Annotated in this window: 10 protein-coding genes; 4 read left to right on the forward strand and 6 right to left on the reverse strand. The window is 42.4% G+C overall.

What is annotated here, in order from left to right:
• Positions 1–376: 376 nt before the first annotated feature.
• The 3 genes from ACED42_RS19825 to ACED42_RS19835 all read left to right on the forward strand — a co-directional run bounded on the left by ACED42_RS19825 (position 377) and on the right by ACED42_RS19835 (position 5575).
• Entirely contained in the window at positions 377–2611 is a 2235-nt protein-coding gene (locus ACED42_RS19825) for an ATP-dependent endonuclease (protein WP_371703865.1), read from the forward strand.
• Between the two features lies 1 nt (position 2612).
• Positions 2613–4463: a UvrD-helicase domain-containing protein gene (locus ACED42_RS19830; protein WP_371703867.1), complete on the forward strand. Its 1851-nt coding sequence runs from the start codon at positions 2613–2615 to the stop codon at positions 4461–4463.
• Positions 4464–4813: 350 nt separating this feature from the next.
• Positions 4814–5575, forward strand: a complete 762-nt coding sequence (locus tag ACED42_RS19835) for a DUF4145 domain-containing protein (protein ID WP_371703868.1) — start codon at positions 4814–4816, stop codon at positions 5573–5575.
• A 518-nt stretch (positions 5576–6093) separates the two neighbouring features.
• On the opposite strand, the gene ACED42_RS19840 is transcribed toward ACED42_RS19835, so the two are convergent.
• The 4 genes from ACED42_RS19840 to ACED42_RS19855 are packed head-to-tail and all read right to left on the reverse strand — an operon-like array spanning position 6094 to position 10452.
• Complete coding sequence (locus ACED42_RS19840) at positions 6094–7098, reverse strand: AbrB family transcriptional regulator (RefSeq protein ID WP_371703869.1); 1005 nt, start codon at positions 7096–7098, stop codon at positions 6094–6096.
• Complete coding sequence (locus tag ACED42_RS19845) at positions 7089–8504, reverse strand: FAD/NAD(P)-binding protein (protein WP_076645809.1); 1416 nt, start codon at positions 8502–8504, stop codon at positions 7089–7091. Before ACED42_RS19845 ends, ACED42_RS19840 begins: the two co-directional genes overlap by 10 nt.
• Positions 8505–8511: 7 nt before the next feature.
• Positions 8512–9765, reverse strand: a complete 1254-nt coding sequence (locus ACED42_RS19850; protein WP_371703871.1) for an acetyl-CoA carboxylase biotin carboxylase subunit family protein — start codon at positions 9763–9765, stop codon at positions 8512–8514.
• Positions 9766–10452, reverse strand: a complete 687-nt coding sequence (locus tag ACED42_RS19855; RefSeq protein WP_076645811.1) for a 2OG-Fe dioxygenase family protein — start codon at positions 10450–10452, stop codon at positions 9766–9768.
• 835 nt (positions 10453–11287) lie between these two features.
• Here ACED42_RS19855 and ACED42_RS19860 point away from each other — a divergent pair.
• The gene (locus ACED42_RS19860) at positions 11288–11647 is read left to right on the forward strand and encodes a hypothetical protein (protein WP_016800258.1); all 360 of its coding nucleotides are present in this window, start codon (positions 11288–11290) and stop codon (positions 11645–11647) included.
• 20 nt (positions 11648–11667) lie between these two features.
• Here the strand turns inward: ACED42_RS19860 and traI are convergent, their stop codons facing one another.
• Both traI and traD read right to left on the reverse strand, forming a co-directional pair.
• Positions 11668–17448, reverse strand: coding sequence for a conjugative transfer relaxase/helicase TraI (gene traI / locus ACED42_RS19865; protein WP_371703873.1), 5781 nt, complete (start codon positions 17446–17448; stop codon positions 11668–11670).
• Positions 17449–17635: 187 nt separating this feature from the next.
• Positions 17636–19675 carry a type IV conjugative transfer system coupling protein TraD gene (traD, locus tag ACED42_RS19870; RefSeq protein WP_016800260.1) on the reverse strand — a complete coding sequence of 680 codons (2040 nt, stop codon included), beginning with the start codon at positions 19673–19675 and terminating at the stop codon, positions 17636–17638.
• Positions 19676–19928 lie beyond the last annotated feature (253 nt).

Below are 19928 nucleotides of genomic sequence, written 5' to 3' on the forward strand. Positions count from 1 at the left end.
ACCTTGGAACTTCAAACACTGACAAGTCGCCCCGTGGGTTCGTGGGGCGGATACGAAAGTCCGACATTCACCATAAATCGTAACACGGAAATGTCCATAGGCTTCATAGAGCGGAAGTTTTATATGTGGCACTTTTTTTATCAAAGTGCTACATAGCTAGGATCTGCCCCATTACGCGTCAGCGAGACAAGTTAATATTTTTTATTCTGTCAGAGTTTTACGAGAAAAAACTAATGTGAATAGTTCAAACCTGAAAGCTTGCCAATTAGTTAATTTTCAAGCTTTTTTTACTTGATTGAGTGAACTATCAAACTATTATGATCGGTTTCATATTATTCTCTAGTTCAATTGATGGCTACCAAGGCTAGGCTAAAGCATGAAGATTAATTTTGTACAAATCCAAAACTTTCGAAAACTAAAGAACTGTAGGGTTAACCTGTCAGATAATGAAACTCTGCTAGTCGGTGCAAACAATAGCGGCAAAACTTCAGCTACAGATGCTCTTATATGCTTTCTCGACAAGTCACGGAAGATTACAGTTACTGACTTTACCTTAAGTAACTGGTCGGCTTTAAATCAATACGCAGAATCTTGGCTTAGTACCGACCCAAAAGAGTTAAACGGGCAAGATATAAGCGATTGGATTCCGTACTGCCCTTCACTTGACGTTTGGCTTGATGCTGGTGTTGAAGATGTCCACAGAGTGGCACATTTAATTCCAACGCTTAAATGGAAGGGCGAACCTCTGGGGATCAGACTAACATATGAACCCAAAGATATTGAAAAGCTTAGAGAGAACTTTTTACAAGATTTCAGAGCTATAGATGAATTGCGAACCGACGAGACAAAGCTATCTTTTTGGCCTCGGGACTTGAAAGATTATCTCAATAGAAAATTGTCTGATTCCTTTGTTATCAGAGCTTACATCTTAGACCCTAAAAAAATATCTACTACTCAAGATTTGCCAAAGGAAGCCACTCCACTAGAGAACGATCCTTTTAACGGTTTGTTTAAAGTTGACACTATAGAAGCACAGCGCGGATTCACAGATCCTAATAGTGAGCAAGTGAATACAGGCATTACCCTGTCTAGCCAGTTGCAGGAATACTACATTCGCCATCTAAACCCTACTGATTTACCTGATGACGAAGATCTTCCTGCACTGAAAGCAATTGAGGAAGCTCAGGAAGAGTTTGATAAGAAATTAGACAAGTCGTTTAAGGGAGCATTGGGCGAAATACAAGCTCTTGGTTACCCAGGATTCAATGATCCTGATGTTAAACTATCGAGTCGCGTTAATCCGATTAAAGGGTTGGAGCATGATGCTGCCGTAATATTTGATATTCAAAAGCAAGGTTTTAATAATCACACGTTCTCCTTACCAGAGCAATATAACGGACTAGGATACAAAAACCTTATTCATATTGTGTTCAAGTTGATTACGTTCAGAGATCGGTGGCAACGAATAGGAAAAGCTCAAAAAAGAAGAACTGCAAATGATGTTGCAATAGAACCAATCCATTTGGTATTGGTTGAGGAACCTGAAGCTCACCTGCACGCTCAGGTTCAACAAGTATTTATACGCAAAGCCTATGAAGTTCTTAGGAAAGATATCGATGAACAATTTACTACGCAGATGGTTCTTAGTACCCATTCAAGCTACATAGCTCATGAAGCTGGATTCGAGAAACTACGCTATTTCAAACGCAAAGCCGCAGTTAGTATCTCTGATGTGCCTGAGGCTGAGGTCGTCGATTTATCTTCAGTTTTTGGAAGTGGTAAGAAAAAGGCAACTGAAGACGAACAGATTCTTAACACTCAGAAGTTTGTTTCGCGTTACCTCAAGACTACCCACTGCGATCTTTTCTTTGCAAATGGCATCATTCTGGTTGAAGGTGCAGCAGAGCGAATGCTACTACCGCATTTCATTAATTATAATTATCCTGAGCTACGAAGTAGCTATTTATCAATACTAGAGGTTGGTGGTGCGCACGCTCAACGTTTGAAACCACTAATCGATACTCTAGCCTTACCTACTTTGGTGATTACCGATACAGATGCGAAGGGCGTGGATGGCAAGAAGGTTCAGCCTGCAAGAAATAATGATTATAAGTATGGCAGTGATACGCTTAGGGAGTGGTTTGAACTGAAAGACTTAAGTCTGGATGACGTACTGGATCTTTCAAATGATAAGAAAGTTAAAGGTAATGTCAGAGCTGCATATCAATATGGTTTCATGATCAAATATCATACAGATGGTAAAGAAGAGGAAGCGATTCCATACACGTTTGAGGATGCAATAGCACTCAGTAACATTCAACTATTTCGAGACTTGACTAGCTCAACTGGGATGGTCAAAAAGATGCACGAAGCGACGATGAAGGTTTCTTTGGAAGAATGTGCGGCTGCTCTATATAAAGCCTTAGATGGTGAAAAGGCGAAGATGGCATTGGATCTTTTGTATGATGTTGATCCTAAAAAGCTAAAAGTTCCAACCTATATTGATGAAGGGCTTCAGTGGTTGGAAAAGGAGCTGAGCAATACTGACCAAGAATTTGTCTTTGCAGAACCTGAAGAGGTTGAAGAACCCGAAGCCTTGGAGGAGTTCTGAGATGGTAGATACTCATAGTCTTCAAGAGGTTGATAAAGAGATTTATCAATATCTAAACCTTGACAACCCTACTAGTTTTTTATTATTTGCTGGAGCTGGATCGGGTAAAACCAGAACTCTTGTAAATGTTCTTCAGGCAGTACGTGACAATGACCTTAATAGGTTTATAAAAGCAGGACAGCGCATTGCCGTTATCACCTACACTAATGCTGCTTGTGAAGAAATTAAGCATCGCCTTCAATACGATCCAATATTTGCTGTCTCTACCATACACAGCTTTGTTTGGGAGTTAATTCAGCCATTTACGAGCGATATAAAAATATGGTTGGAAGCCGACCTAAAAGCAAGTATTGATGATTTACAAGAAAAAATTTATAAAGCAAAAGACAAATCTGGTAAGACGGCAGTAAAGAACGCTCGAAGTAGAGATTCAAAATTAAAACGGTTAGAAAAACTCGATATAGTACAGAATTTTACATACAGCCCAACTAGCACACGGTTGACTACAGGGTCTTTGACACATGCAGAGGTAATCAAAATTGCCACTGAATTTTTAACTGAACAGCCACTGTTCCAAAAAGTGTTAGTTAACAAGTTCCCTATACTACTGATTGACGAGAGTCAGGATACAAATAAAGGTCTGATGGATGCATTTATACAGACCCAGAAAAATAATTCAGGCTGCTTTTCTTTAGGTCTTTTTGGTGACCTTATGCAGAGAATTTATAGCGGAGGTAAAGAAGACTTAGCGACAAGTCTACCTGAGAACTGGAAAACACCCGAAAAGAAAACCAACTTTCGGAGCCCCAAAAGGGTTATCAAGCTGATTAATAAAATTAGGCATGAGGATGATGGTAAACAACAAACTGCAAAGCCAGATGCAGAAGAAGGTATTGTTCGCTTATTTATTGCCCAGACACCCAATGAAAATAAATCAGAAGTTGAGGCTCGTATAAGAGAGCAGATGAAGACGATAACTGATGATGAGAATTGGAAAGATGTTAGTCAGGTAAAAACGTTAACGCTTGAACATGCCATGGCAGCTCGTAGAGGAGAGTTTGACGAGTTTTTCACTCCACTGTCAGCGGAGGATAGCCTCAGAGATTCATTACTAAACGGAACGAGTTCAACATTTAAATTTTGTACTCATCAGGTTCTACCTTTGGCTAATGCGATTCGTAAAGAAAATGACTTTGAAGTTATGAGAATTATTAAGAAACATTCTCATTTGATAGGGGGAGAGAATAAAGACTTCCTTGCAGATCCGATAGCGCTATTAGCTTCTGTGGAAGATGCAGTGAGTAAGGTTAGAGCTTTGCTGAAAAATGACATTAGCCTCAGAGAATTATTGTCATTAATAGAGAAGAATCAACTGTTAGAAATCCCCGATATCTTGAACGACCTTTTACTGGAAGGTATCGCAGATCTCGTAGAGGGCGTTGAGTCACCTTCCATCCAAAAAGCTTGGGATACAGCACTTGATGCAAGACTGAGTCACGTTGAAAACTATGCAAAATATGTGGCCGACGAGCTAGGTTTTACTACTCATCAGGGAGTTAAAGGGTTGGAATTTGATCGCATTTTGGCAGTAATAGATGACAAAGACTCAAAGGGCTTTCTTTTCAAGTATGAGAAGCTCTTTGGCGCTGAAAATCTGTCGGCTACAGATAAGAAAAATGAGGCGAATGGTATAGACTCCGTCTTATCCAGAACCAGACGGCTGTTCTATGTAATATGCAGTAGGGCGGAGAAGAGCCTTGCTGTTGTTGCTTACTCACAAGAGCCTTTAGCAGTCAAGAATCGTGCTATTGATGCTGAATGGTTTGATGAAGATGAAATCATACTGATTTAGTTAGAGGTCATTTTTTAAGTCTAATAGGCTGAGCTAGAGTCAAGGATCTAGCTCACTTCTGTCCATGGGCGTTACAGTTCGTTATGACTAACGGTTATTACGACTGCAACACTGTGAGTTGATAAGCCAGACTCTATGTTGGCCAATAAAACCTGAGAGGAGGTCAATACGAGAAAGTTCTCTTCGGGAAAATGTAGCGGCATTCAAAGACCATCAAAGTGTTTAATGTGGATTCCTAATGTTCGGCATTTTTGGTTTGCTTCAGCTTAAGTGTCTACGGCACATTGGTTTAGTTAGGTGGGAGGCGTTATTCCCCCTTAATGCGGTGTTAAGTTTATGGAGAAAGATAATTGAAACAGGGTATTTTATATTCACAAGAGCAAATTCCCGCATTTAAATGTCCATCATGTAATCAGGGGGATATGAGTCCCGTTGGCGAACTAAAAATTCGTCAGATAGCAGAGGCTCGAACTGGTGGGGATACAAGGACAATCTTACGATCAGACTTACTGTGTCAAAATCAGGAATGTGCTGATGTGGGCATTCTTGTGATGTCAGGTGAGTTTTACTCTGATGAGGACTGTGGGTACGAAATGTTATTTACACCCACATACATAGATCCAGCACCTGATTTTTTTCCTTTAGACCCCAAATATCCATACAAAATCAGAATGTTGTTGGAGTTAGTATTTTCACTTTTCTGGGTTGAACAAGCATCGTGTGGCAACAAACTGAGAGTTGCTGTTGAAGAGCTATTGACTCAATTGGGTATTGAGCAGCATAGAACTAAAAGCGGTGTAGCCGTCCTTAGTAGTAAAGGGTATCCAAAACCTATTCCACTACAAGAACGTTTAGATAAATGTAAAAAATTGGGGAAAGTAGAGCGTAAATGTATTGGAGCACTTGAAGCAATTAAGTGGCTAGGTAATGAATCTAGCCATAGTGCAGATGGCGTGTTTCAGCATACGACTTATCAAGCAATAATGGTATTTGGTGCGGTACTACAACAAATTTATTTAGGTGCAGCTCTACCAGAAGACACGGATTTCTCCGTAAACAATATTAACTTTTTTTATAATCCAAACGAGCAAGAAGTAAGACCGAAAAAATGAACTTAATAAGTGTTTAAGGTTTCAAGATACTTTTTCTAATCTGGCGTAAGTCGTTTAGAGTAATACCACTAAACGATTTCTGTCCAACTCTGAGTCAGTATGTCGTCGCGACTCATGTGATCACCGTGATCTGGGTGTCGTGCTCTGGGACAAGATCGCCTTAGTGCTCACTTTTGGGGAGTGGTGTGATTACCGAGGGAGGTTGACGGTCTAAATAGAAATTAGATAGATTTACCGATGATGAATAATGTGTTTAAAGCAAAAAATGATGAGAGGATATTGTACTTCTCAAGCTTTATTGTTGCTGATGTTTTTAGATAGAAGCAGCGTAGCTCCGCTCTTCAATACTACAAAGTACAGACTGGATACCGTTGAAGAGTGGAAGTTCCAATTGAATTTCTTTCAATAGGTAAATTAAGTGCATTTAAGTGAAAAGAGCTTATTAGGAATGGAAAAAGCAAAAAACCAATCTTAACTGAGGTTTTTTAATGAAACTAAGCCAACACCAATGTCCCATTTCATAATTGTCTCCGTAAATACTTATAAATATTGAAGCCGAGAGGAATAGAATGAAGCATTATCATGCGAATGATATGACTAAGCATTATTAATGCAGGCTCTAGCCCAAGATGAATGGCAGCGACAGTCATAGACTCCACACTGCCCGGAACCCACGACATCAAGAGTACTATGAACTCCTTATCAATTAGCTTACTGAATATATATGCAAAAACAACTGTGACTGTAAGACTTAACGTTGTAGCAATAATTCCAGCTCGCGCATAAGAGAAGATATCTACAACGGTTATATCTTTTAGACGAATCCCAATTAATGCCCCTAGAGCGGATGTTGCAATAAAAACAAGCTCTGTCGGGACAAGAAAGTTGTATGACGGTAACTCAGAGTTCACAAACATAGTTGCTAACATCCCAGTCACCATATACGGTGCTGGAGTACCAATTTTATCGAGAAGTAAACCTGAAAAGTAGGCGAGGAGAAGTGGTATAAGTATCCAAAGGTTGTCTAAGGAAATAGCCGGCCCAGGAACTGGTGAGTTGTCCGTTGAGACAAGAAGAGCGGAAGCTATGATTAAGAAAATGAGTCGAACTGTGTGAGTGAAAATTACTTTACTAGAAGGTGAATTGTGATTTTCATTAATGACAAGAACCGCGGCCATCGCTCCCGGGACCGCCCCAAGTAGGCTTTCATATTTTGACCATTTCTCTCGCTTAGAAAGCCAGAGATACGAGGTGAGAACTTGTGCTGACATACAAAGGACGAGTCCCACAAAAAGTAATATCGGATAACCCTTGGAAAGAGTCTGTACAGGGACTATTGAGCCCACTGTGGCACCAAGGATTAACTGTACTCCAGTCAATGTGCTTTTGGGAAGAGCTAGAGTAAACCCTGCTTTTGACGTTAACAAAAGAGCAATCAGGGCACCGAACATTGCACCTAGTGGTATCTCGAAATATGTAAATAAGAGCGAGCCAACCAAAGCTATGAATGAGGCTAGATACATGTTTTGGTTTCCCCTTTTTTCAGCTTGAAAGATGACAATAAAGTGGAGATTTGGTTATTAATCACATCTATGTTATTGACCATGTAAAAATCACCACAAGTTATCTGACCAAGAGCATACAAGCCCATTTGAATTTCACCAGTTTCGGAAAGAACAGAACAAGTTGATGGACAAACATTGATTCCTCCATATTGATTTTCTTTTGCTAGTTTCCGACTTAGCAGGCTATCAAGTACCGGATTACTTCTATCGAGTGAACGTCGTATCCCTGTAGCATTGATGATGAAATCAAAGAAGTACTTTTCTTTATCTGTCTCCACACAATATTGACCATTGTAAAATGATACATTAGTAATTCCCTTGCTGTGCGAGACCTTACCTCTTTCTATAAGCGCCTCAATGGCAGCATGATTTTGCAGGGAGACTGGGACTCGCATATTTGCCCAGCGAGTTTGGAAAGTACCCATTAATCTACTTCTCGAACTGCGGGAGAGGTTTTGCCATAGCCGAGACAAGGAGTAGTTAGCAGCTGTTAGCACACTAGTTACTAGGTCTCCGTTTACAAGGTGCTCGGCGGAGGCTAGCTGAAATATGGTTAGTTCTATTCCCTGATGGCGTAACTCTCTATTAATGAGATTGAGCACTGATTCAAGTGTTATTGTGTCTCTTGAATTGATGAATGCTTCTGTACTTTCAGGTGAGAGGTACTTAAGTTCAATGTCATGATAACGGGTTACAGGTCTAGGTCTATCTGAGGCTCGTGAAAGCATTTTCGCATGAGTCACCTTAGAATAATTAAGCCCTAAAGCTACATCATAAGCGGTAAGTCTACTCCCTAATATTCCTACTCTTCCTGTCAATGAACCCAAGCGATTAATTGGATAAGGATTAGAAAGGTATCTTAGAGTTCCTATAAGTCGGTAAGGGTCAGCCTCCACACTAGTTCCTGTACAGAGAAAGACCGCATCATAAACCTTTTTGTTGTTTTTTGTGACTACGCACCAACCGGATTCAGTCTTACGAATATTTTCAACTTGAAGAGCTATTGTTGTGATTCGGCAACCTAAAGCTCTATAGCGTTCAATATTCTCAAGCAACTTTTCTTTTAAAAAGTCACCAAATAAAGAACGTTGTAAGAAGGACTCTGGGGTTATTTCTAGACTATTTGGATACGAAGACATTGCCCAACGAAGAAAGTCATTTTTGTTATTCATGTACATGGCTTTTGCTGGTCTATTCAAAATGTTAGAGCTGATATCTTTCTGATAGGCTAGACCTGTACCAGCTTCATTGGCTCTATCGTACATATCGATGTTAATGCACGAATGATTTGAGGTGAAAATGGTTTCGAGCCTTGAGAAGAGTGAGGTCCCAGTATAACCACTTCCAATAATCGCTAACTTCATGATAATTTTATCTCGTTGCTGGTTTTATAGAGTTGATTTCACTTTCCCATTCGGATTGCTCGTTGAACCATTGATTAAGTGATGACAGGTTTTCTTTGACCTCGTTTTCTGTGTCCCCTTTTATAATGGCGCTCATAATCTCGCCATTGGTGAATGACATCGTTGTATGATTTTGGGAAACAGAACCTGAAAGTTTGTACTTAAGAACATAATCTAAATCACAGGTCTCTGGAGCCGCCAACAAGATGCCTTCTCGGGGCGGAACGAGCAGCTGGCCGACCAATTTTTTATGGGTATCGATTGTTGGGATATCTTGTTTTGAGTTTCTTAGAGCTGATAGATATGACATTCTCAAATTTATTCCCCACGCTTCTTTCAATTCTTCATTGACGAAACAACCTCCGAGACGAGCAGCGATTTCTCCAAGAATAATTTGGCCATCTTTTGTTACAAATACTTCTAGGTGGAACAAAAAAGTTTTCTCAGAAGGCAAAACATCAAATATTAGCCATTCAGTATAGGCTTTGATTTTTTTTGCCAAAGATGAGTTTGGATCAACCATCTGTAATCCAAATACTGCTCCAGACAAAAAATCTAAACAAGAAACCAAGGCTTTACTGGTCGAGATAACAACGGGATTAGCATTAATGATAAGTCCATTAACTTGATAGTGTTCTCCCTGGATGAATTGCTCTACCATTAGATTGAAAAACTTCGTCGTTTTGGCCCTTAACAGATACGCTTTGAGTTGTCCCTCATTGCTTAAAATTTCAACGCCATTAGAACCGCGCCCATCACAAGGCTTTATAACAACAGGGTAACCATATTGTTCTATGAAGATAGCGAGTTCTATTGCGTTATGTACTCGCGACATTGCTGGGATCAAAGCTCCATTGTCTTGAGCAAGTGATTTCATCTTATACTTATCTCTGAAATAGATTATTCTCTGCGAACAGCCCTGCGTTACCCCAAGTTTGTCATTTAATCTAGCAGCTCTCTCAAGATCAATTTCAGCAAGTGCAGCTACTCTAGGGGCCGATAACTTTAAGGCTCTATGATAAACATCAAGTTCGACTAAAGAATTGTTACTAAAGTCTTGATATAAATGGATCTCGATTTCGTTTTGAAAATGGTTTTCTAATTCCTTCTTTTTATTAGCACAAGAATAGATAATTGCATCATGGCCAATACTTTTTATCCAAGATTTAACAGAGTGTTGCAGTAATATTTTCGGTGGGGCTAACAAGATGAGTTGCTTCATTTAATTTCCCTTACAGTTGATCGTAAAAATGAACATGTCTCTGTGTGCCTCGCCGGGAAGAAGAGGGACTATTGGAGAAACATAATGGTAAAAATGTTTATCATCAATAATCAGCAGATCACCAATGTTTAGCTGTTTGTTCACAACTATGTCACCCTCACTTAGGACTATTGAGTTACCACCTGCAATATTGCGCTTGTCGATACAAAGGGTACAGACGAAGTCGAACCCATCTTGATGAGGACCTTCAGGTGCGGGAAGGCCGTTATAGTCATCATTAGCAGTGATTCGAATTTGATGAACGCCAATGTGTGCCTCATTCTTAGATAGATATTTCATCAATATTGGGATAATTATTTTTTCACTAAAAATTTTTGCTTGACTGCTTATGCTTTTAAATTTTCTTTTTATACCTCCAGCATATGAATTAATAAATTGAGCCTGATGAAATACTGGAGGAGAGTCGACCCAATGGAACTGTCCATTAATGAATTTACAGATCGAGTAACGTCGCTTTCTAAATATCGCCACTGTCTGTAAATAGGGGTCGTCTACTAAGCACTCAAACGTTTCTTTGAGCGATAAGTAATTAGGGGAAGATTCGATAATATTAGCTATATTCCATTGGTAGAACTCTTTGTTTTTGGGGTTGCTATGAGGTATTTTTATTTCTTCGATGAACGCCATTTAAATACACCTTGTATCTAAAAAATTAATCTATAATTTGTGCTTCTATTTAAATATCAGGTAAGAACCCTTCATCGTACTGTAAATCTGATTGGATTTTAAAGGAATTAAATTAATATAATTAATTTTTAGGGAGGTGTGTTCATCACATCAAAGCCAATAAAAGATCAAAACTGCCGCTCGCGGTCAAGATAGTGTCGTTTTTTACTGATAAATGAATGCTGGATAACACTATTTTAATTATTAAATTGGGGGCGGAATGACGGATACAATATCGCCTTTCTAAAGTCAGATTTCACTGTTATTTCGTTTTACGAATGGCCCTGAATTCCTAAAAGGTGTGGTGACTTTTTAGTAGTGTGATCCATTTTTCACCCCAACCCCTTTTAATATGGGCGACTTTACCTAATAATATAATGCCTTAGAGAAAGCACAAATTATGCAAGCGTTTAACGAAGTGGCCCTGCTTCCCTCAATCCAATCCCACACCCTACGGCGCATTGAAATCAATGCAAATGGTTGTCTGTGAAAAACATAAAGATAATAAAAACAAAAAGTTAAAGATATAATAGTCGCTTAAATTAACGTGGAAAAATTTTCAGAAATTACACTAATTAGCCGATTAAATTTCAATGGATAAATATATTTTTTCAATGATTATTAATTGATCCCTTATAGGTAAAGCGATGAGAGCGTTTTCAAGGTCCTTTAATTGGAAATCATTGAATGTTGATTGAGCCCTTTATTGACAATGCTTGAAGGGTCTTTTATAAAATTAATTGATTGAAATTTCATTTGAATAACAATGCTTTTAATTGGGATTGAGGAGGGCAATATGACACGTTCTTATCCGCTACAAAGTTCTTTACGTGGAAAGTTAGCGCAAGATTTTAAGACGTTTAGGGATAAGGAAGCATTAAGTGATGCAGAGGCCACACGCCAACTTTTGATGTTGGCACTGCGCATCAAACTCAATGACAGTGAGGATGATAGTCCATCGAACCGTGCGTTGATGGAAGAGATTTATCGTGTCGTTCGTGGCTCATCTGCGATCACTGATGTGGTTCATGGACAAACCTTTGATGGTGAAAAATTATTCCGACAACAAAAAGAATCCAAACCCTTTAGGCAACAGGTGAAATCTGATATCGATAATAAAGTCGATGAGTTTCTGGCAGGCAAAAAAAAAGGGTAGTCCATTGGACACCCCTTTTTCTACCGCTCTAACTCTCTATCTAGTTTATTATCTTGGTCATTGTTGTTGTCACGCTCCTGATTAAAATCAAACGTTTTTTGAGGGGAGGGTTCTTTGCTGTCGAAGTGTTCAAGCTCTTTATCTTTGATTTCTTTTGTGTGTTGATTAATATCAGTGTCCGGCTCGTTGGTTAATGAATCATGGTCTTGAGTGGGTGTGTCGAATTCCTCTTTTTGTTGATGCGTTTGTTGATGGTATTGTTCAATACCCTGTTTAATTTCCTCAAGCATATCGTCAGGTGAAACAAACTGAATATTTCTCCCTGAAAAGTTGGCCATGATTTTTTCAACGTTGTTGGGATTTAAATCAGTATTTCCTTGACTCAGTACAATCACAATGTTCTGTCTGAGTTCATCGGTGGAGATATTCTGAATGTCATTCTTATGATTGACATTGATAATGTCGTATTGGCCTTGATGCGCTTGATTAATAATAAAAGCATTCTCGATTGAGGTACTGATGATGGTGGTGTGCAAATCACTGCCTTGATGGAATCGCGTTATTTGTTTGGATTTCGTGCCTAATATCCGTGGGTTGATGTCGAGTGCCGGATCTTTATTTCCTTGCCCGTCTAAATAAGTCACTTCAATCGCTTTTGTTTCTCCTTTTTTATCGTGAATGTTAGTTATCATTGCCGAGTGAAATGTCTGGTCCTCCGAGGAGTACACTGCTTGATGAAAATGAACATGGTCACTCTTAGGGTGTTCAATACCTAATTTATTGAGGTAAGTTTCGGCTAATGTGCCTGTGAGTGGCTGACTGGTTTGTATATATTCTTTCGCTCTCTCTTCAAATTGTGCCATGTGTTTTGGCGTAGTAGTCAGTAATTGTTCATGTTTAGGGTTGGCGGTGAGTTGGTATTTATTAGGATCATTAAGGATGTTGTGGGCTTCTTTCATTGCCTCCTTATAATTTATTTCCTTATGACTCATCATCAAATTGATTAATGAGCCTTTTTCACCGGTGGTATAGTCTTTAAAATACCCTCGATATTCCCCCGTTAATGACACTTTTAGAGCCGATTTACCGATACCAAAGGTTAAATAGTCACGGTCTGATTTAGATGGGTTCGGTTGTCCCAATAGGTTGATGGCTAAGCTTTCGGTGTATTTAGGGAGCGCTTGGTTGATGTGTTCTTTAAATTGGTTGTAGTCAAAATCTCCGTTTCTATTTTGATAACGTACGTCTTCATGAGGCAGAGCTTTGTCATTAAAGTAAGGGGTACTGTGTGGTGCAATGTTTTCGATGGTTTCAATGGCACTGTGTTTATTGACCTCTTTTGATAACCAGCTCTTCATCATCTGTTTTGGGTTATCGGTAAAAAGTTTGACATGAGTGCTCGCTCGGCTCAAATCGATGTAAGCGCGTCTTAAGTTCGTCAGTGCGCCTTTGCCTTTGAGAGTGGTAATGACGTACTGATACGTCGCTCCTTGCGCCATGTCCGCAGTTCTGGTGTAAGCGTAATCCCAATGCCCATCTTTGAGTTGGTTTGGATTGAGGTTTAACGTTTGCCCTTCTTTCGAAAGCGCGGTGATTTCTTCCTTGGTGGCACGGCTGATGGTGTATTCCACATTGGCTTTAATGCCTCGCGCTTTGTCGGTAAAGCGGGTCATGATTTTATCACCGGTTGAAAGCGGCTTTTCTGATTGAGCGAAGAGTGACGTGTATTTGTGGTCTTTGTTACGTGGCAAAAACGGTTTTGTCTTACCTGTATTCACGTCTTGAAGTGTCACCACTCCGTGCTCCGAATCAATGTGGGTAATGATGTCGTACTCTCCTTGCTTGGTGCTTAAAATGAGCCCTTTCTGATAAGGCATCATGGTGGCTAACTCTTCTTTGCTCTCACCTGTAGAGCGCAATCGGGTGGTGATGATGTTCTCTTGGCCTATCTCTTGTGTTTTCATCAGTCCGACACGAATGTGCTCAGTGATGTGGTCACGCTCGTTATTCGTGTAAGCAATGATAAGCGTGTTTTCTCGCGTTTCGGGCGTACGGGCAAGGTAGTCCTGTGCTACAGCGTAAGGCAGCTTTTCGGTGGCAATAAGCTGTGCTTTGCTTTGGTCTTTCGCACTCTCATCGAGGGTGGAGATAATATGTTGCGTGCTACCGAGTGTATCAGGGCTTTGCTGAGAGAGTTTATCGAGGGCGCTGTGTGGCTGCTTATCCACAATGTTGTGTACGGCACCAAGCAGTATTTCATTCTTCTGACGAATGATGTCGGTCATAAAAGCCGTATCGATGAGTCCTTGTCTCATGCTCAATTCAAACGGTTTACCGGCATTAAGAGAAAGCAGCTGCTCTTTATCCCCAAGTAAGGTGGCTTTGGAGCCGCTTTGTAATACAAGGTCGGTGAGCTCTTTGGCTTGTTGGTTGCTGACCATGGAGCTTTCATCGAGGAAGAACAGCGTGTTTTTGTAGTCCTCTGGTAAGGTGATGCCACGTCTTAGGTCGGTCAGTAAGCTTTCCAGCGTTTGCGCTTGTATCCCTTTGCTTTCCAGTTCGCTGACGGCGGCGTGCGTTGGTGCAATACCTATGATTTGTGAAGGTGAGTGTTTACTGGCTTGGCTAGCGTGTTGAATCAATTCAATGTTGGATTCGAGTAGGGTGGATTTACCGGTGCCCGCTAAACCTTGCACGGCCACAAAACTGTCTTTGGTCGTTGAGATAAGGGTGATGCCGTCCTTTTGCCCTTGGGTAAGGCGAGGCTGTGCATCGAGATAATCTCTGACTTGTCTGTGGGTGGCAAACGGCTTGTGTTGATTTTTCCCTTGCTCAATGTTCCGCAAGATGTGCTTTTCGGTATCGAGCGCCGCTTGGGTGGTCCAGCGTGTGCCGTCGCTGTATTCGGCAGAGAGGGTGTCACTGCGCTTGGCGAGCTCTGTTTCAATTTGATCTTTGATTATCGGTTGATTGGCCTCTTCAAAAGCGTAACGGATCGCTTCGACGACTAACTCTTTTTGTGTAAACGCCGCTTCTTTTTCAGAAAGATGACTCAGGGCAAAGTTCAACGCTTTCTCTTGCAGTGGTGAATTTTGCTCTTTGTTTAAGAGAGTGAGGGCTTGCTGGATGTCGCTTTTGACGGTGATAGCGGTGGTGTCAGTCAGGTAGCGGTCGTTGACGCTTTGAGTGTGCATCACTCGCTCGATGGCAGAAAGCTTCACTTCGCTTTTCTCAAGCGCGGCCTGGGCTTTATCGGGGTTGTCGGTAAACACATCGATGCGCGCGCTTTTCTCGGTCAGATCATGGAAGAGCGCTTTGGAGAGCGTAAAGGTTTTGCCTGAAATAAGAGTGTGCGGCCTTGGTTCGATATGACTGGCGGAATGCACATAGTCGTATTTTAGTGGTGCGTCTTTCAGGGCTTCAGCGGGGATGGTTTTCGATTCGCCTTGCGTGTCCGTTAACGTCAGGGTTTCTTTAGATAATCCTGTGACCACGTAACGTTCATTGGCGTTCAACCCAGATGGAAAGTGCTTACTGGTGGTTATGAGGCGTTCACCTTGGTTAACTTGCAACGATTCAGGTTTAAAGACCTGCATGTTGAGGGCTTTGAATCCGGTGGAAGCGGGATCGAGGGTGTATTCTTGTCCATCGGTTTTGCTGAGTACATGGACTCGATTGTTTGTCTTATCCGATGTGGAAACCACTAACTCTTGAGGTTTTCCGTCTTCCCAATGGCGAAGGGTCATGCCCGGCTTGTAGTGTTGCGCTAACTCCTGTTGGGGTTTAGACAAATAATGAGGTTGCTGAGTCAACAAGGTGATGCCGCTGCGGGCAAGTTGACCCTGGTTCTGTAGAGAGGTCCGGATCGCGTCCGTCAATCGTCGTTGTTCAACGTGAGAAGTCGCCAGCACTTGTGTGTCTTCTTTGTTTGATAAGTAGGTATAAGCTCTGGCGAGGGTGCGCGTATCACTGTCGTGCAAGGCAACCTTACTGTCTATCTGTTTGCTGTCTACCCAAGAGTGCGAGACGACGTTGCCTTTGCGGTAAAGCTCGATGGCGTTATAGGCTTTAAAACCTTGGCGACTGGACGTGTTGTTCAGCAAGATGACTTTGCTCCCCGATCCCTTAGCTTTTGCGTTTAAAGCGATCAACTCATTCGCGCTCATTTTGTGGGCGCTGTCGACGAGAAGGACATCTTTGTTGGTCATTGGTAGGTCGGAGTGCAACAAACTATGGACAGAGTGACGATGCTCTTCTTGAAACCGGTGTTTTACCCAGGCTGCGACCGTATGACTTTCACGTTGGATGGTTTGGCTATGACGGTGTTTGTCTTTGGCGTTTTGTGACACTAAGTGGACACGTTTACCGACATGGTTGCCGACGTTCAATAGGTTTTGCGCGATTTGCTCACTGTTGCCAAACACATTGACCACATGAAACTGTTTGGTGGACTGGTAAATGTCCGCCACCTTTTGGCAGTTGCCTTGAGTGAGGGTCAGTTTATCTAACGTAGCGTCATTGACGGGAGTACGCATATGGTGCGTACGCCCTTTGCTGGCCGCCATTAACGCTTGTTCGGTTTTCAGCATGGTTTGAGTGGTGTATTGACCTTTCATGGAAAGGGGGAGAAGCGCCCCGTCTTTCACCCATTGGTCTGCGACCACTTTAAGGTCGATTGCATTGGCTTGTACGCCGCCCTTGGTAAACTCGGCCGCGGCTAATTCTATGATCTTTTGCAGTTTTAGTGCCGTGTTGTATTGCCCCAAGTGTTCAACGGCGCGACTAAACGCGTCTTTAGCGATTTGTTCAGGGTGATGCTCTTGTTGAGCGATGCCGAGGGCGTTTTTAACCAAGTCTTTGGGCTGATAGCCTTTGTTGCACACCGTTTGTTGCCAGCGAGTATTGAGCTCGGCCTCACTTTCGTAGGTTTTGGCTTTGCGAGTATCGAGTGCGGCTACATCTTTTGCCGCTTGCGTCCCCCCAAAATCTAAGGCTTGTTGGTCGAGCTGTTGTTTGCGAGTAGAAAACGTATCAAGGAGGATTTGAGGGAGGCCTTTGGCTTCAAATTGGCCGTTACCCAATCCTTGCATTTGATAACCCATTTGTTCGCTCTCTTTGGCAAGCTGACTCTGGTAAAGAGCGGTGTAGTACTTTTGGAAGTGGTAAATGCGCTCGCCTGTTCCATTGATGACGCCGCCTTTTTGTTTGAGAGAAGAGGCGAGTGTACGCAGTTGCCCTTCTTTGTCGCGCGTCATGTTTGCCGTCAAAGCGTGGGAATGGAGTTGTGGGTCGTTTTCACGACTGGTTTTATGGCGCACGACCGCAAAGGCCATGGATTCGGTATTGATGAACTCACGAGCGCCTTCGTCATTGATGTGCGTGGCTTGTGCTACGTCTTTTTCTAATTGCGAGAGCGCGAATTTGACCGCCGTGTTATGCGCATCGATTAAACGTGTGTCACCCCCGACGAGAGCAAGTATACTGACCGATTTTGGCGCAGAAAAGGTTAGGTCAAACCCCGATTTATGATCGTCGCGTTTGCCTTTGATGGTTTCATGGCCTAGGTGTCCAGATAAAACGGACTCTAACGTTTTTTGGTCAACCGGTTTACCGAGTAGGCCTGCTTCTTCGGCTAACTGACCATGCCAAAAGGTGTTTTCATTGGTACTGTTTTCTTTGAGGTAGTAGTTGTCGTTGCTGTCTTTTTCGAGAGAAATGTCAGGGGTCTCTTGGGTGTTTTCTTCGTTTAAGTAATACTTGGCGGCGCCAGAGGCGGATTTAAGAGGGCTAATGGACATCATAAGGTGTTCTCCTTTTTTTGGGGCGCAGCAAAGCCGCCACGTCAGCGGAATGCCGGTGAGTTGGGTGTGGTACGAATGGGTTAGCGGACGGCGTTGATGTGAATGAAAGGGTGGTAAAGGGTTTTTACAGGGGAGGGTAAGATTGTGTTCGGTCTCTAAATGTTCCTTGATGTTTCATTTCGTGTGGTTAATCGTACATCTCGCCCGTTTCTGCTTGTGTCATGGACGCCTCTTCGGTTTCTCGCTGTAGTGCATTTTGTGTGTTTTCAGCGAGCTGTTGGTTTTGGGCAGCGTTATTGGTCGGGTTTTCCTTTTTCGGTGCTTTGGCAAGGGTTTGTTTTTGATGGGTTCTGGTTTGCTGCTGCTCTTCTTCGTTTTCATAGGTACTTTGCTGAATGGCGAGTAATCGGTTTCTTTGGGTTTCATCGAGTTCATGCAAAGCAATTAACTCATGAAAAATCAAGGCTTGGTCGATACTCTCCATTGCTTTCCCGCCTGGTAGGTTGCGTTTGATGAAGGAGGGTTGGAGATTGCTCATGCGGTCGTACTTCAGTTGCAGCTTAGTGATGAGCATGGAGTTAGGGGTGCGTAAGTAACACTCTAAATCATCCAAACCTTGGATTTGGGCAGGAGAAACCACAGGACGCGTTTTGTTTTGGTGGCCAAGTGAGACACCGTCACGCAGTGCGTTCGCCCCGTAAGAAATATTTTCTCGTGAGATATCGATTTCTTGCTCACCAAGATCATCCGAGGAAATGGTGGCCATCGCTTTTGAAGGGGCGCGGAAGAAAAAGCGCGTGTTGAGCAAATCAAAAATGACTCTCGCCGCGTTGCGCCCGTAAGTGGTTTCTAATTGAGCGTAAGATTGCAAACCCAGTAAATAACATCCTCCAAATTTACGCACTTCAGAAATAATGTGCGTGAGTTCAGGCAGTTTATGTAACGTAGGCATTTCATCGATGATCACCCAAATTCGGCGGTCGTCATCGGGCTCCATTCCTAGAATGGCGTTGGAGGCAATCGCAAGCCACATCGAGATCAGTGGTCTGAGTGCGGTGTGTTGTCTTGCGTTACTCGATAGGAATAAAAATCCTTGCTGGGATTCATCTTGCACCCAATCTGTGATCGAAAATGGCGCCCGTTTATGGTGGCCTTGTGCGTCTTTTTCATCCAAACCATGTAAGTAACGTAATGACTTAATGTAAGTCGCTAGTACCGATTTGATGGAGATAGCTGTCTTCTCGATACTTTTCGAGACGAGGGAGCTAGCTTCGGTGTCTTTTAAGTGTTCACCTAGCGTGGAAAGCTCCGACGTTAAGATAATGTGCAGCAAATTTTCAATGGTACATTTGTGTTTGTCATCGATCATCATTTGATAGGTGGTTGCTGCGAAAATGGTTCGTGCGGAATCCACCCAAAACGGGTCGCCTTCGCCGTGTTGCGGAATAAGCGCGGCCGCGAGCGATTCAAAGTCAGGGGCTTCTTTGGCATCACTCCAAATATCCCATGCAGCGCAACGCTCATCGAAGGGATTTAAAATCACGTCTTTATGAGGGTCATAGAATTTACTGACAAAATCGCAGCCTTTATCGTAGATGATGGCTTTATCGCCTCGCGCCCGTATCCAGCGCAATAACTTGCGAATCGCAACGGATTTACCTGCGCCTGTGGTGCCGTCAATCATTAAGTGCTTGACCTCAAACCTATCAACAAAAAGCTTGTGACCATCGAGTGCAAAAGGAGAGAGTTTTTTCTTCTTTTTCAGCTCTGCGGTGACGGCTTTAGGCTCAGCCAATTGAAAGCCGCGAATGTGGTTATCTTCGCTTTGCTCTTGCCCTTTTCTCTTAAACCAGTGGTTGATAATCACAAACAGCACGGTGGAAGTGGCCACAGAGACCAGTAGGCCAATGAACAGGGCTTGCAGCAATTCTTGGTAGCACTGTGACAAGATGGGGTTTTGCAGTTGTTGGCCAAGGGTGCTGCTGTAGCGTTGATCTTCCCATTCGACCACTACGTTGCGCTTTAGGCTAAAACCTAATTTGTTGAATAGCCAAAATAGACTGTAGTAGTAGGCACCGGTTAATGTGCTGGCCGAGGTGAGGAGGTAAGTAGTGATAAGCCCGAGCAAGGCCGCGAAGATATTGAGGTACTTGATTGTGGTTACGTTCACTTGCCACCACATTCGAATGTTATGGAAAGTGATTTGACCACCACGAGTCGTAGACATAGAAAAACTCCTTGTGAAGGAAAACAAAAAAGCGCCCACACTGAGTGAGGCGCTTTTGTTCGGTAGAATGAAATCAGGAATAAGGTGACAGGTTACAAAGGAGGTGTATTACGAGTGCCAAGGCTAAGGGACGACAGAATTGTTTGGTGCTCGCATTAAGATTGACACATTAAGATTGACACATTAAGATTGACCAGTTGTCATTACTGAGGGAACATGACGGGATAAGTACCAACCGATTCTGTCATGCCTT

The sequence above is a fragment of the Vibrio sp. FF145 genome (assembly GCF_041439075.1).
GTDB lineage: Bacteria > Pseudomonadota > Gammaproteobacteria > Enterobacterales > Vibrionaceae > Vibrio > Vibrio tasmaniensis_A.